This window comes from Massilia sp. Masssp93 (assembly GCF_059491295.1).
Genome location: NZ_CP168502.1, coordinates 1,639,110 through 1,651,887 on the forward strand (window position 1 = coordinate 1,639,110; position 12,778 = coordinate 1,651,887).

Below are 12,778 nucleotides of genomic sequence, written 5' to 3' on the forward strand. Positions count from 1 at the left end.
GAGGTACAATGAGTAAAACAACTTTCCTCAGTTTCGAGCAGCCGATTGCCGAGCTTGATTCCAAGATCGAAGAGCTGCGCTTCGTGCAGGATGATTCCGCCGTCGACATCTCGGAAGAAATCGATCGCTTGGCCAAGAAGAGCCAGCAACTGACGAAAGACATCTATGCCAAGCTGACCCCCTGGCAGGTTTCCCAGATCTCCCGTCATCCGCAGCGTCCGTACACGATGGACTACGTGAACGCGATCTTCACCGACTTCCATGAACTGCACGGCGACCGTACGTTCGCCGACGACCAGTCGATCGTGGGCGGCCTGGCCCGCTTCAACGGCCAGTCGTGCATGGTGATCGGCCACCAGAAGGGCCGCGACACGAAAGAGCGCGCGATGCGCAACTTCGGCATGCCGAAGCCGGAAGGCTATCGCAAGGCGATGCGCCTGATGAAGCTGGCCGAGAAATTCAACCTGCCGATCTTCACCTTCGTCGACACGCCGGGCGCGTTCCCCGGCCTCGAAGCGGAAGAGCGCGGCCAGTCGGAAGCCATCGGCCACAACCTGTACGTGATGGCCGAGCTGAAAGTGCCGCTGATCGCCACGATCATCGGCGAAGGCGGCTCGGGCGGCGCGCTGGCGATCGCCGTCGGCGACGCCGTGCTGATGCTGCAGTACGCGACCTATTCCGTGATCTCGCCGGAAGGCTGCGCGTCGATCCTGTGGAAGACGTCGGAACGCGCGGCCGAAGCGGCCGATGCGCTGGGCCTGACGGCGCACCGTCTCAAGGCGATGGGCCTGATCGACAAGATCGTCAACGAGCCGCTGGGCGGCGCCCACCGCGACCCGCAGCAGATGGCCCAGCTGCTCAAGCGCGCGCTGGCCGACACGCTGCGCCAGTTCCAGGGCATGAAGACCCGCGACCTGCTCGATGCCCGTCACGCCAAGCTGATGTCCTACGGCAAGTTCAAGGAAACGACGCCGCGCGAAGAGTGAGCCGTCGTACGCAAGGGCCGGGCGCCGCGTCCGGTCCGGCCGCCCAGTTCGCGCAGGCCATCGAGGCCCTGCGCGCAGATTATCTCCCCGCCGCCATGCCGCGCGTCGCGGTCGCCCTCAGCGGCGGCCTCGACTCGATGGTGCTGCTGCGCCTCGCACACGCGCACGGACTGGACGTATGCGCCTTGCACGTCCACCACGGCCTGAGCCCGAATGCCGACGCCTGGCGCGACCATTGCGCGGCCGCCGCTGCCGAGCTGGGCATCCCGTTCGACTGGCGCGCGGTCGTCGTCGCGAAAGGGAAGAGCGGCATCGAGGCAGCCGCGCGCAAGCTGCGTTACGCGGCGCTGGGCGAGATGTGCCGGGTCCACGGCGCCGAGGTGCTGCTGACGGCCCACCACCTCGACGACCAGGTCGAGACGGTACTCCTGCAATTGCTGCGCGGTTCCGGTCCGGCCGGGCTGTCCGGCATGGACCCCGCCAACCGCGCCCCCGGCCTGCTGGGCGACGAGCGCCTGGCGATGGCGCGGCCGCTGCTGGGCGTCGCGCGCGCCGATCTCGAACGCTGTGCGCGCGAGCAGGGCGTCGCCTGGGTCGAGGACGAATCCAACACCGATCCGCGCTACGCCCGCAACGCGCTGCGCCACCAGGTGATGCCGGCGCTCGCCGCCGCGTTTCCCGGTTATCAGCAAAGAGTCGCGCGCAGCAGCGCCCATACGCGCTCGGCCCAGCGCCTGCTGGACGAACTGGGCGGGCAGGACCTCGCCGCCTGCCTGGCGGGCGATGCGCTCGACCTCGCGCGCGCGCGCCTGCTCAGCCGCGACCGCATCGACAACCTGCTGCGCCACTGGTTCGCGACCCGCCGCCTGGCGATGCCATCGACGGCGTGGCTGGCGCAGATGGTGGCGCAGATCCTGTCCGCGCGCGACGATGCGCAATTGCTCGTCGAGCATCCCGACGTGCAGGTGCGCCGCCACCGCGACCTCCTGCACCTCGTGCCCCACCCGCCGGAACTGGCCGGCTTGCGCGATCCGGACGACGCCGGCATCATCGACAGGCACGCTCAGCCCTTTACCTGGCGCGGCGAGCCGGCGATCGCGTTTCCGGACTACGGCGGCACGCTGCATTTCGATGCGGCCGAGCGCGGGTTCGATCCCGCCTGGCTGCGGGGGCAGTCTCTCGAGATCGATTTCCGCAAGGGCGGCGAACGGCTCCGGCTGGCGCACAACCGCCCCACGCGCAGCCTCAAGATGCACTACCAGGCCAGCGGCATCCCGGCGTGGGAGCGGGGGCGCCTGCCCATCGTCAACGCCGGCGTCGACCTGTTGTTCGCGGCGGGCCTCGGCATGGATTGCCGGCACGTGTCGGACGGGCCGGGGCGTGTCGCATTACGTTGGGAAAGCGCCACGGCAGCCATCCCGGGCTAATGCTATTTCCGCATTACCATATTCCTATTCGGTATAGATTTCGTGTCCTGACGGCTTGTGATTCTGCGGCGCAGCATGTAGAGTAAAAGGCTCATTTGATTTTTTACAAGCGGAAATCCCTTCAGTCATGGCCTTAATAGTCCACAAATACGGCGGTACGTCGATGGGTTCGACGGAACGCATTAAAAACGTCGCGGCCCGTGTCGCCAAATGGCACGACGCCGGCCACAGAGTCGTCGTCGTCCCGTCGGCAATGTCCGGTGAAACCAACCGTCTGATCGGCCTGGCGAAAGAGATTATGTCGCAGCCGGACCCGCGCGAGCTGGACATGATTGCATCGACCGGCGAACAGGTTTCCGTGGGCCTGCTGGCCATGGCCCTGCTGGCGCGCGGCAAGGATGCCGTGTCGTACACGGGCTGGCAGGTGGGCATCAAGACCGACTCGGCCTTCACGAAGGCCCGCATCCAGTCGATCGACGACACCCGCGTGCGCGCCGACCTGGACGCCGGCAGGATCGTGATCATCACCGGTTTCCAGGGCATGGATGAGGATGGCAACATCTCCACGCTGGGCCGCGGCGGTTCGGACACTTCCGCCGTCGCGATCGCGGCCGCGCTGAAGGCCGACGAATGCCTGATCTACACGGACGTCGACGGCGTCTACACGACCGACCCGCGCGTCGTGAGCGAAGCGCGCCGCCTGTCCAAGATCACGTTCGAGGAAATGCTGGAACTGGCGTCGCTGGGCTCGAAAGTCCTGCAGACCCGCTCCGTGGAATTTGCCGGCAACTACCGCGTACCGACGCGCGTGCTGTCGTCGCTGACCGACCCCCTGATGTCGCTCGAAGAAGAAGCCAACTCGGGTACCCTGATTTCGTTTGAGGAAGAAAGCAACATGGAACAAGCCGTCATCTCGGGCATCGCCTTCCACCGCGATGAAGCCAAAATCACCGTCCTGGGCGTGCCGGACAAGCCGGGCGTCGCCTACCACATCCTCGGTCCGATCTCGGAAGCGAACATCGAGGTCGACATGATCATACAGAATCAGTCGGTCGACGGTAAAACCGATTTCACCTTCACCGTATCGCGCAACGATTACCAGCGCGCCATGGGCGTGCTGGAAGGCATCCAGGCCGAAATCGGCGCCGCGCGGATCCTGGGCGACGCCAAGGTCTCGAAGGTGTCGGCCGTGGGCGTGGGCATGCGCAGCCACGTGGGCGTCGCGTCGCAGATGTTCCGCACGCTGTCGGAAGAGGGCATCAACATCCAGATGATCTCGACGTCGGAAATCAAGATTTCGGTCCTGATCGACGAGAAGTACATGGAGCTCGCCGTCCGCGCGCTGCATAAGGCTTTTAACCTGGAACAAGCTTAACTTTTTTCAAAAAAATGGCCGTGCTTCCTTGACCAAACGAGGTGTGGCCATTAATATGCGTGCACTCAGCGCTGACGCATAAACGTTGAAGCTGACTGGAGGCGTGGCCGAGTGGCCGAAGGCACTTCCCTGCTAAGGAAGCATACGGGCTTAAACCTGTATCGTGGGTTCGAATCCCACCGCCTCCGCCAGAACACCGTTCCTGAACATTCAGGAACATCAAAAAACCCGCTGTTCTCATCGAGACAGCGGGTTTTTTGTTGCCTGGCGTTGCGGCCCCCCAGCAACTGCAGGGCCGCAACGCAGGCGAGCATCGTTGACGAGCCGCTACACGACCAGAATGCCCTGCAGCGACGAAATACGCTGCGGCGCCGACCAGGCGCCGATCAGTTGGCGCCCGGCGTCGAACTCGAGCAGCTGTCGTCCCTTGTGGCCGTTGTCAGGCCCATGGCCCTGCCAGTTCGCGACCAGCAGGTGGCCATTCGGCAATTGCTCGAAGCTCGCATAGAAAAACGGATCGACTTCCGCCGGCACCTGGGCCGCATCGCCGAACCGATGCACGACGTTGCCCGCCCGGTCGAACGACACCATGAACGCCCCGTAACCCGCCGACACGAGCGTCGTGCCGTCGTCCAGCCGCTCGGCCTTCCACGCGTGCTCGAAGCCCGGCGCGGCGAAGCGGCGCCGTTCCGCCAGGTCCGCCGCCGTCTCGAGGATGTGGTCGTTGGTGCACAGCAGGCAGGTGCCGTCCGGCGTCGTCCGCATCAGGCGCACGTAATCGCCGTCGCGGCGCGCGGTGGCCGCGAGGTGCAGGTCGCGGTCCAGCGTCAGCACGTTGACGCCGCCCGTGCCGTCCAGGTTCCAGCCCGTCACGAGCGTGCTGCCGTCGGGCCGGCGGCGGACGGCCGTGACGTCCGTCCAGCGCGCGCAGGTTGCCAGCACGCGGCCCGATTCGATGTCCAGCTCGAAGAAGCCGCGGTCGTAGCCGACCAGCACGCGGTGCGCGTCGAGCCGTTGCAGGTCGCGCGCGAGCGGGTAGGAGGACAGGTCGAGTGTCCAGTGAAAGGTGTCGGTGGCGGTGTCGATCAAGGACAGCTGTTGGCGTCCTTCGTCGATCGCGAGCATCCGGCAGCAAATTGGTTTGAGTATCATCGTGGGTCGTGGGTCGTGGGTTGTGGGTGAATTAGTTATCGATAACTAATGACGATTCTATGTCAACCCCGCAGTGCCGACAACGGGTTTTTGGTATCGATAACTCGGTATTGTCTTTCAGGCTCGCGCGGCTTCCGCGGCGTCGTCCGGCAGCGTGCCGCCGGCATCGCAATCGACCCTGCACACGATCGGGTTGGCGCCGTCGCGGCTCCATTCGCACCAGCCGCCGTCGTACACGGCGATACGTTCCCAATCCATCAGCCAGGCGTAGAAGAACGCCAGCGACGCGCGCCAGCCGGTGCCGCAATAAAACACCGTCGGCCGGCCGGCATGGATCCCGGCGCTGCGCCACATGGCGCGGATGTCAGCCGCCGGCTTCATGCAGCCATCGGCCCGATGAAACGCGGCCATGCTGTTGACGTCGCCCTCGATGCCCGCGCGGCCCCACAGGGCGCCGGGGATGTCGCCGCGCGCGTCGATGTAGTGGTAGCCGGACGTCTTGCCGACGAATTCGTGCCACGTGCGGATGCTGACCAGCGTGGCGTCGCCGCGCGCCAGCAGGCTGCGCACCTGGACCATGTCGACCAGGTAGTCGGGACGCGCGGGCAACGCCGTGCCGAAATCGTCCGCTGCCGGCCAGCGGCGCGGCTGTCCCGGTTCGATGCGCAGTCCGGCCCGGTGCCACGCCGCCAGGCCGCCATCGAGCAGGCGGACATCGGCGACGCCGGCATACAGCAGAAGGTGCGCGACGCGCGCGGCCGCGAGGACGTTGCGCCCGTACAGGACGACGGTGACGTCGTGGCGGATGCCATGGACGAGCAGCAGCCGTTCCAGTTCGGCGTCGGGCACCTTGTTCCACAGCGGGCCGTGTTCGAACCATGCCGTGTCGAGGTAGCCGGCACCGGGGATATGGCCGGCGGCGAACGCCCCGCCAGCGCCGCATCCGGCTTCGAACAGCCGCCATTCGCCGGCGGGAGCCGCGGCGACGATGGCGCCGTCGACCAGCCCCGCCACCCAGGCGGGCGTGACGAGTTGCCGCGGGCGGTGCAGGTCGCAGCGGAAGCCGAAAGGAGGGGTGCTGTTCAAAGGAGAGACGACGTAAAAAGGGCCGGGCCCCGTATGGTACAGGACCCGGCCCACGCACGCCCGAAGGCTCAGTCTCAGACGGTCACGGAATCCGCCACGTCGCGGAACTCGGCGATCTGGTCGAAGTTCATGTAGCGGTAGATCTGGTCGGCGTTCTGGGTGAGCACGCCGGTGTGCGCCATGTACTCTTCGCGCGTCGGGATCTTGCCCAGGGTCGAGCAGACCGCGGCCAGTTCGGCCGAACCCAGGTAGACGCGGGTGTCGATGCCGAGGCGGTTCGGGAAGTTGCGCGTCGACGTCGACATCACGGTCGCACCCTTGCGGATCTGCGCCTGGTTACCCATGCACAGCGAGCAGCCCGGCATTTCCATGCGCGCGCCGGTGCGGCCCAGGGTGCCGTAGTGGCCTTCGGCGGTCAGCACCTGCTGGTCCATCTTGGTCGGCGGCGCGACCCACAGGCGGACCGGGATGTCGGTCTTGCCTTCCAGGAGCTTCGAGGCGGCCCGGAAGTGGCCGATGTTGGTCATGCACGAGCCGACGAACACGTCGTCGATCTTGTCGCCGGCGACGTCGGACAGCGTCTTGACGTCGTCCGGGTCGTTCGGGCAGGCGACGATCGGTTCATGGATGTCGGCCAGGTCGATCTCGATGACGGCGGCATACTCGGCGTCCGCGTCCGGCGCCAGCAGGTCCGGCTTGGCCAGCCAGGCTTCCATCGCCTTGATGCGGCGTTCCAGCGTGCGGCGGTCCAGGTAGCCGCTGGCGATCATCCACTTCATCAAGGTGATGTTCGAGTTCATGTACTCGATGATCGGTGCCTTGTCCAGGTGGACCGTGCAGCCGGCGGCCGAGCGCTCGGCCGATGCGTCGGACAGTTCGAACGCCTGTTCGACCTTCAGGTTCGGCAGGCCGTCGATTTCCAGGATGCGGCCGGAGAAGATGTTCTTCTTGCCCTTCTTGTCGACGGTCAGCAGGCCTTGCTGGATCGCGTACAGCGGGATCGCGTTGACCAGGTCGCGCAGCGTGACGCCAGGCTGCATCTCGCCCTTGAAGCGGACCAGCACCGATTCCGGCATGTCCAGCGGCATCACGCCGGTGGCGGCGGCGAAGGCGACCAGGCCCGAGCCGGCCGGGAACGAAATGCCGATCGGGAAGCGGGTGTGTGAGTCGCCGCCGGTGCCGACGGTGTCCGGCAGCAGCAGGCGGTTCAGCCACGAGTGGATCACGCCGTCGCCCGGACGCAGCGCCACGCCGCCGCGGTTCTCGATGAACGCCGGCAGTTCCTTGTGCATCTTGACGTCCACCAGCTTCGGATAGGCGGCCGTGTGGCAGAACGATTGCATCACGAGGTCGGCCGAGAAGCCCAGGCAGGCCAGGTCCTTCAGCTCGTCGCGGGTCATCGGGCCGGTGGTGTCCTGGGAGCCGACGGTGGTCATGCGCGGTTCGCAGTACGTGCCCGGGCGGATGCCGTGGCCTTCCGGCAGGCCGCAGGCGCGGCCGACCATCTTCTGCGCCAGCGAGAAGCCGCGGCCGGAATCGACCGGGTTCTGCGGCAGGCGGAACAGCGTCGACGGGGCCAGGCCCAGCGCTTCGCGCGCCTTGGCGGTGAGGCCGCGGCCGATGATCAGCGGAATGCGGCCGCCGGCGCGCACTTCGTCGAACAGCACGTCGGACTTGACCTTGAACTCGGCGATGACTTCACCGTTCTTCAGGGCGCGGCCTTCGTACGGGTGCAGTTCGATCACGTCGCCCATCTCCATGTTCGACACGTCCAGTTCGATCGGCAGGGCGCCGGCGTCTTCCATCGTGTTGTAGAAGATCGGGGCGATCTTGGTGCCCAGGCACACGCCGCCGAAGCGCTTGTTGGGGATGAACGGGATGTCTTCGCCCGTGAACCACAGCACCGAGTTGGTGGCGGACTTACGGGACGAACCGGTGCCGACGACGTCGCCGACGTAGGCCACCAGGTGGCCCTTGGCCTTCAGCGCTTCGATCTGCGCGATCGGGCCGATCTTGCCCGGTTCCTGCGGTTCGATGCCGGGACGCGGGTTCTTCAGCATGGCCAGCGCGTGCAGCGGGATGTCCGGGCGGGTGGTGGCGTCCGGGGCAGGCGACAGGTCGTCGGTGTTGGTCTCGCCGGAGACCTTGAACACGGTCAGCGTCAGGCTGTCCGGCACGGCCGGGCGCGACGTGAACCATTCGGCATCGGCCCACGACTGCAGCACTTCCTTGGCGTTGGCGCTGCCCTTGTCGGCCAGTTCCTTGACATCATGGAAATAGTCGAACATCAGCAGGGTCTTCTTCAGGCCCGCGGCGGCCACGCTGCCCACGGCCGGATCGTCCAGCAGGTCGATCATCGGCTTGATGTTGAAGCCGCCGAGCATGGTGCCCAGCAGGCGCGTCGCCAGTTCGCGCGAGACCAGCGGGCTGGTTTCCAGGCCCTTGGCGACCGCGTTCAGGAAAGCGGCCTTGACTTTGGCAGCGTCATCCACGCCCGCCGGCACGCGGTTCGTGATCAGGTCCACGAGGAAGGCTTCTTCGCCCGCCGGCGGATTCTTCAGGAGTTCGACCAGGTCGGTGGTCTGGGCCGCCGTCAGGGGCAGCGGGGGAATGCCGAGGGCGGCGCGTTCGGCGACGTGGGTGCGGTATGCAGCTAACATGAAAAGCTCTTTCAGTCGTTGTGAAAATCAGGAAAGCGGGTGACTCGCCTGTGCTGAACGATATTGTACCTCACTCTTATATAAGACATAAGACGTAATCGCCGAATGGGCGGGAAGACGTGCCGTCGCTTCATGAAATCGCGCCTGCGTCGAGCGTAGCGCACAGCGATCCGTCGTTAAAAGGCAACGTTGTCTCCGCCCGGGCATCGTAAAAAAGCCGGATCGAATCCGGCTTCACGTGCGCATCCAGGTCCTGAAACGTGTCCTGAACGAGTTGGCGGCGATCTGCTGCCGATGCATGCCGAGCAGGGCTTCCTGCAGGTCCGGCGCGAGCAGGATATGGCGTTTGCGGGGATCCGGCGCCGCGCGCCGCCCGGCCGCGCCGACGCTGACCGCCACCGCCCCATCGCGCACGCTGAACCGCAGGACCAGCGGCGGCGCCAGGCGCAACAGGCGGCGCCACAGACGCGGCCGCGCCAGGCTGAACACGGCTTCCCGGCGGCGCTCCCAGCCGAACTTGCGCACCAGGCAGTAGCCGTTCAGGGTCAGCTCCACCGTCGCCAGCGCCAGTGCATACGGCCGGTGGAAGTGTTCGGCGGGGACGGCCTGGCGGGGCTGGCCGCGCGCCGCCGCGAACACGAACGGCGGGCACGCCGCGCACAGCGCCTCGGGACGGCGCCGGCGCGCCAGCTCGTCGAGGGCCCGGTTGCCGGCGCTGTGCGCCGCCTCCAGCAGCGCGCACAGCCCCTCGGCGCGGCATCCGGCGCCGGGCTTATCCATGATCGTCCAGCCACATCGGCTTGCGGTCGAAGCCGACGTGATACACGGCGTATTGCAGGACGATCTGGTGCTCGCCGATGTTGTACAGCCCAAAACTCTTTTCGATGTTCAGCAAATAGCCGCGCGGCGTCCCCGCGAGGCATTTATTCACCGTGTCCATCGATTCCTGGACCTCCGCCTCGGTTCTCATGTTCTGCGGATTGTCGTTGCCGACCACGATGCGTTTGATGAAACGCATATTCGATATCTGGAACTGGTTGGCTGCCATCGTCACTCTCCCTCGTTATCGTCGGCCGGGGCCGGGTCGGGCGCGGGGTCGGGCGCCGGGGGCGGTGCCTCGACCCGCGCGTCGCGCGCGGCCGGGGTGGACACGGCGACCGGCCCCTGCGTCACGACGACGTCGTTCAGCAGGCGCGCGAGCCCCTCGGATTTGTCGACGGCCACGAGCTTGAGCTTGATGTGCGCGGCGTTGCCCTGCTTGGCCGCGAGGCCGCCGGTGGACGGGTTGATCATCAGGCCCGCCTTCTGTTCCGCCGGCGCCGCCCGGCCGAGCTGGCCGATGATCCCCTCGTGCACGTTGGCGCGGTCCTGGTGTTCGAGCGGCCCCAGTTCGACGTCGAGGTCGATCTCGGCCTCGCCGATCACGAGCGAGCCGTGCGGCACGAGCGACAGCACCGGCACGCGGTACAGCTGGCTGGCCTCGGCCGGCGCCGTGCTGTGGATCGCCGGCAGTTCGACGTCGATCGTCGTCGGCCGGTGGGCATCGTCGAAAAAGGTGGCGATGTTCGCCAGCTGCGCCTTTTCCACCATGTGCTGCGCGTTCATGATCGAGCCAGCGACGGCCCTCACCATGTCTTCCAGACTCGTCAGGATTGCCATTGTGTTCCCCGGTGATTGGTTGGTTTGTGGATCAGGCGGCGGACTGCGCGATCAGCGCGTCGAGGGCGCGGTCGGCCAGTACGCCCGCGGCCGCGCCGGCGGACTGGAACAGCAGGGCCGCGTCGCCGGAGGCCTTGCGCATGCCGGTGTCGAGCTCGCGCAGGAAGCCCGCCATCACGAACGAGACGTCGTTCTGGTTCTGCGCCTGGCGCAGGTCGCCGATGCAGGCTTCGGTGCGCGTCACGGCCTCGTCCGCCAGCGTCTTCCATTGCCCGTACCACTGGCTCATGGTGTCGAAGTGCACGTCGAGCAGGCCCTGGGCGGCGCGCGCCGGCGACGCCGCGCCGAGCATGCCCAGCTGCGCCTGCAGCAGCGCGAGGCAGGTGGCGCCGTGCAGGTCGCCGAGGTCCTTGCCCAGTTCCAGCGTGGACTTCACGAATTGCGCGCACTGCGCCTGGGCCGCCGGCCAGTCGGCGCCGGCCTGTTGCAGGGCGGGCAGCGAGGCCCGCATGAATTTCAGCCATTGCGAGAGGGGATGGGATGTCATGTCAGCTCCTTGGGTGAGGTCAGGGATGGGCGGCGCGCGGCTCGCCCAGGCGGTCGATCATGGCCATGACGGCACGCATCTGCGGCGCATCGTGGGTGAAGAAGGTGTTGCGGTCGGAATAGCCCCAGAAGTCCCAGCAGCCGCGCGGATTCGGCGGCATGTCGGCGGCACGCACTTGCGGGTACAGCACGATGAGGCCGTTGGTGTCGGCGAATTCGTTGTAGCCGGTCCAGTCGTAGAACAGGTCGCCGATCTTCGAGCGGCCCTGCTGGCAGCCGTGGAAGGCGACGTGTACGGCGCAGCGGTTCTGTTCGCAGGACGCGGGAATGTAGACCCAGCCGCTGGCGTCCATGCTCGTGCGCGTGCCCTGCAGGAATTCGCGCTGGCCGAAACGCACCATGCGGCCGTGCAGCGTGCCCGTGGCGGGCGCCGCGGCCAGCCCCGGATAGATGTGGCGCAGCAGGACGTGCGACTGGTAGAAGCCGCAGTTGTTGATGTACGGCGGTTCCTCCGCGCTGCACGGCAGGTCGTCCGGATTGGCGGTGACGATCGAGTGGCCGGCGTCCGGGTTGCGGTCGTACCGGACCTGGGCCGGCGGGACGTCCGCCGCGCGGTAGAACGCGGCCGTCTCGTCCACGACCCGGGTCTTGACGGTCTTGTCGTTGGCGCCGCTGAAAATATAGATGCGCTGGCGTTTCAGGCCGGCCACCGGATCGATCCTGCCCTCGGCGGCAAATTGCTGCGCCAGGCGGAACGCCTCCTTGCCGCTCGCCGTCACCGCGCTCGATACCGGGGCCATGCAGAACGACAGGGCGTTCTTCTGGAAATCCGTCGAGCCCGTGCTGCCGGCGCAGTAGAACGGTCCGGCCGCGATGATGCCGGCGCCGATGATCCGGCTCGAATACGCGGTCGCGATCTGGGCGGCCATGAAGCCGCCCGACGAGATGCCGGACACCGACGTGCGCGACAGGTCGGCGTCCAGCCCCGGCAGGCGTTCGGCGGCAAGGGCGGAATGGGCGGCGCCGGACAGGCAGGCGCACAGGGACAACACGAATCGTAATCGTTTCATGGGATATCTCCGGATTGAAGGAAAAAAGCGCCGCGCCGCGGCGCGGAGGACGGTCAGGGGTCGATGATCAGCAGGTCGCCGAACGAGTAGCCGCGCACCCGCTCGGTGTTCAGCGGCAGCTTCAGGCCGAGGTCGGATTCGGCCTTGCGGCGCAGGCGCCTGACCATGGTGTCGATGCGGTTCTGGTCGTAGCTGAGGTAGTCTTCGCCGAACGCCTGCACGATCTGCTTGCGCGAGATGGCTTCGCCCGTCTCGACCATGGCGAACATCTTGATGAAGTTGAATTCGAGGCTGGTCAGCGCCATCTCGGCGCCGTTCGGCGCTTCCAGGCGGCGGTAGCGCATGCTGAGGTGCCAGCCGGGATTGAGCTGCCGGGCCAGGCTCAGGATGTATTCGAGCAACTGCTCCGGCTGTCCGTCCGCGTCGAGCCGCAAGCCCTGCGCGTCCGGATTGAAAATAGTGATGCCCTTGGCATCCGCGCCGTCGCCGTCCGGCGCCGGCGGCGCGGGCGGCCGGCGCGGCAGGCCGGATTTCAAATGGCGGCAGCAAGAAACGACGTCTTTTACTTCAATGACCTGATATCCGGCGCTTTGAAACAGCGATGCCAGATCATGCGTGGCATGCCCGAGTAAAAGTAGATTCATGATGTTCGTCTCTATTCGATTAACTGACGAACAAATGGTAGGTCGGTGAATACCTAAAATTCTGACAATATCTGGCAAACAAATCGGATTCAAAACGGAATGCATGGCGGCGTTGTTTATATGTCCGATTCATCGCGCCGCTTGAATCGGCGGGCGATAAAGATTTCCGATTC

12 protein-coding genes and 1 tRNA gene are annotated in these 12,778 nt (G+C 66.3%); 4 read left to right on the forward strand and 9 right to left on the reverse strand.

Annotation, left to right across the window (positions count from 1 at the left end; genetic code table 11):
* The first annotated feature begins 8 nt into the window (after positions 1 to 8).
* The 4 genes from ACEN9Q_RS07045 to ACEN9Q_RS07060 all read left to right on the forward strand — a co-directional run bounded on the left by ACEN9Q_RS07045 (position 9) and on the right by ACEN9Q_RS07060 (position 3,979).
* Complete coding sequence (locus ACEN9Q_RS07045) at positions 9 to 986, forward strand: acetyl-CoA carboxylase carboxyltransferase subunit alpha (RefSeq protein WP_056435188.1); 978 nt, start codon at positions 9 to 11, stop codon at positions 984 to 986.
* Complete coding sequence (tilS, locus tag ACEN9Q_RS07050; RefSeq protein WP_495627815.1) at positions 983 to 2,413, forward strand: tRNA lysidine(34) synthetase TilS; 1,431 nt, start codon at positions 983 to 985, stop codon at positions 2,411 to 2,413. The genes ACEN9Q_RS07045 and tilS overlap by 4 nt, the downstream gene beginning before the upstream one ends.
* Before the next feature lie 127 nt (positions 2,414 to 2,540).
* A complete protein-coding gene (locus ACEN9Q_RS07055; protein ID WP_056435185.1) occupies positions 2,541 to 3,788 on the forward strand; it encodes an aspartate kinase in 1,248 nt (415 codons plus the stop codon).
* A gap of 97 nt (positions 3,789 to 3,885) precedes the next feature.
* Positions 3,886 to 3,979 (forward strand) — tRNA-Ser (locus ACEN9Q_RS07060).
* A gap of 136 nt (positions 3,980 to 4,115) precedes the next feature.
* Here the strand turns inward: ACEN9Q_RS07060 and ACEN9Q_RS07065 are convergent.
* The 9 genes from ACEN9Q_RS07065 to ACEN9Q_RS07105 form a co-directional block, all read right to left on the reverse strand.
* The gene (locus ACEN9Q_RS07065) at positions 4,116 to 4,913 is read right to left on the reverse strand and encodes a hypothetical protein (protein ID WP_495627816.1); all 798 of its coding nucleotides are present in this window, start codon (positions 4,911 to 4,913) and stop codon (positions 4,116 to 4,118) included.
* 144 nt (positions 4,914 to 5,057) lie between these two features.
* On the reverse strand, positions 5,058 to 6,026 hold the full coding sequence (locus ACEN9Q_RS07070) for a sulfurtransferase (protein ID WP_495627817.1): 969 nt from the start codon (positions 6,024 to 6,026) through the stop codon (positions 5,058 to 5,060).
* A 74-nt stretch (positions 6,027 to 6,100) separates the two neighbouring features.
* Complete coding sequence (acnB, locus tag ACEN9Q_RS07075; protein WP_495627818.1) at positions 6,101 to 8,686, reverse strand: bifunctional aconitate hydratase 2/2-methylisocitrate dehydratase; 2,586 nt, start codon at positions 8,684 to 8,686, stop codon at positions 6,101 to 6,103.
* Positions 8,687 to 8,920: 234 nt separating this feature from the next.
* Complete coding sequence (locus tag ACEN9Q_RS07080; RefSeq protein WP_495627819.1) at positions 8,921 to 9,466, reverse strand: hypothetical protein; 546 nt, start codon at positions 9,464 to 9,466, stop codon at positions 8,921 to 8,923.
* Positions 9,459 to 9,734: a hypothetical protein gene (locus ACEN9Q_RS07085; RefSeq protein ID WP_056440983.1), complete on the reverse strand. Its 276-nt coding sequence runs from the start codon at positions 9,732 to 9,734 to the stop codon at positions 9,459 to 9,461. The genes ACEN9Q_RS07080 and ACEN9Q_RS07085 overlap by 8 nt, the downstream gene beginning before the upstream one ends.
* 2 nt (positions 9,735 to 9,736) lie before the next feature.
* On the reverse strand, positions 9,737 to 10,345 hold the full coding sequence (locus tag ACEN9Q_RS07090) for a DUF2589 domain-containing protein (RefSeq protein ID WP_082547928.1): 609 nt from the start codon (positions 10,343 to 10,345) through the stop codon (positions 9,737 to 9,739).
* Positions 10,346 to 10,376: 31 nt separating this feature from the next.
* Positions 10,377 to 10,892, reverse strand: coding sequence for a hypothetical protein (locus ACEN9Q_RS07095; protein WP_495627820.1), 516 nt, complete (start codon positions 10,890 to 10,892; stop codon positions 10,377 to 10,379).
* 19 nt (positions 10,893 to 10,911) lie between these two features.
* Positions 10,912 to 11,961: an extracellular catalytic domain type 2 short-chain-length polyhydroxyalkanoate depolymerase gene (locus tag ACEN9Q_RS07100; RefSeq protein ID WP_495627821.1), complete on the reverse strand. Its 1,050-nt coding sequence runs from the start codon at positions 11,959 to 11,961 to the stop codon at positions 10,912 to 10,914.
* A 53-nt stretch (positions 11,962 to 12,014) separates the two neighbouring features.
* Positions 12,015 to 12,497: a winged helix-turn-helix domain-containing protein gene (locus ACEN9Q_RS07105; RefSeq protein WP_056440977.1), complete on the reverse strand. Its 483-nt coding sequence runs from the start codon at positions 12,495 to 12,497 to the stop codon at positions 12,015 to 12,017.
* Positions 12,498 to 12,778: the final 281 nt, after the last annotated feature.

Coding starts and splice junctions, on each gene's coding strand:
- ACEN9Q_RS07100 (WP_495627821.1), bottom strand. CDS start 11,961: ATGAAACGATTACGATTCGTGTTGTCCCTGTGCGCCTGCCTGTCCGGC.
- ACEN9Q_RS07085 (WP_056440983.1), bottom strand. CDS start 9,734: ATGGCAGCCAACCAGTTCCAGATATCGAATATGCGTTTCATCAAACGC.
- ACEN9Q_RS07065 (WP_495627816.1), bottom strand. CDS start 4,913: ATGCTCGCGATCGACGAAGGACGCCAACAGCTGTCCTTGATCGACACC.
- ACEN9Q_RS07095 (WP_495627820.1), bottom strand. CDS start 10,892: ATGACATCCCATCCCCTCTCGCAATGGCTGAAATTCATGCGGGCCTCG.
- ACEN9Q_RS07045 (WP_056435188.1), top strand. CDS start 9: ATGAGTAAAACAACTTTCCTCAGTTTCGAGCAGCCGATTGCCGAGCTT.
- ACEN9Q_RS07090 (WP_082547928.1), bottom strand. CDS start 10,345: ATGGCAATCCTGACGAGTCTGGAAGACATGGTGAGGGCCGTCGCTGGC.
- ACEN9Q_RS07055 (WP_056435185.1), top strand. CDS start 2,541: ATGGCCTTAATAGTCCACAAATACGGCGGTACGTCGATGGGTTCGACG.
- acnB (WP_495627818.1), bottom strand. CDS start 8,686: ATGTTAGCTGCATACCGCACCCACGTCGCCGAACGCGCCGCCCTCGGC.
- ACEN9Q_RS07080 (WP_495627819.1), bottom strand. CDS start 9,466: ATGGATAAGCCCGGCGCCGGATGCCGCGCCGAGGGGCTGTGCGCGCTG.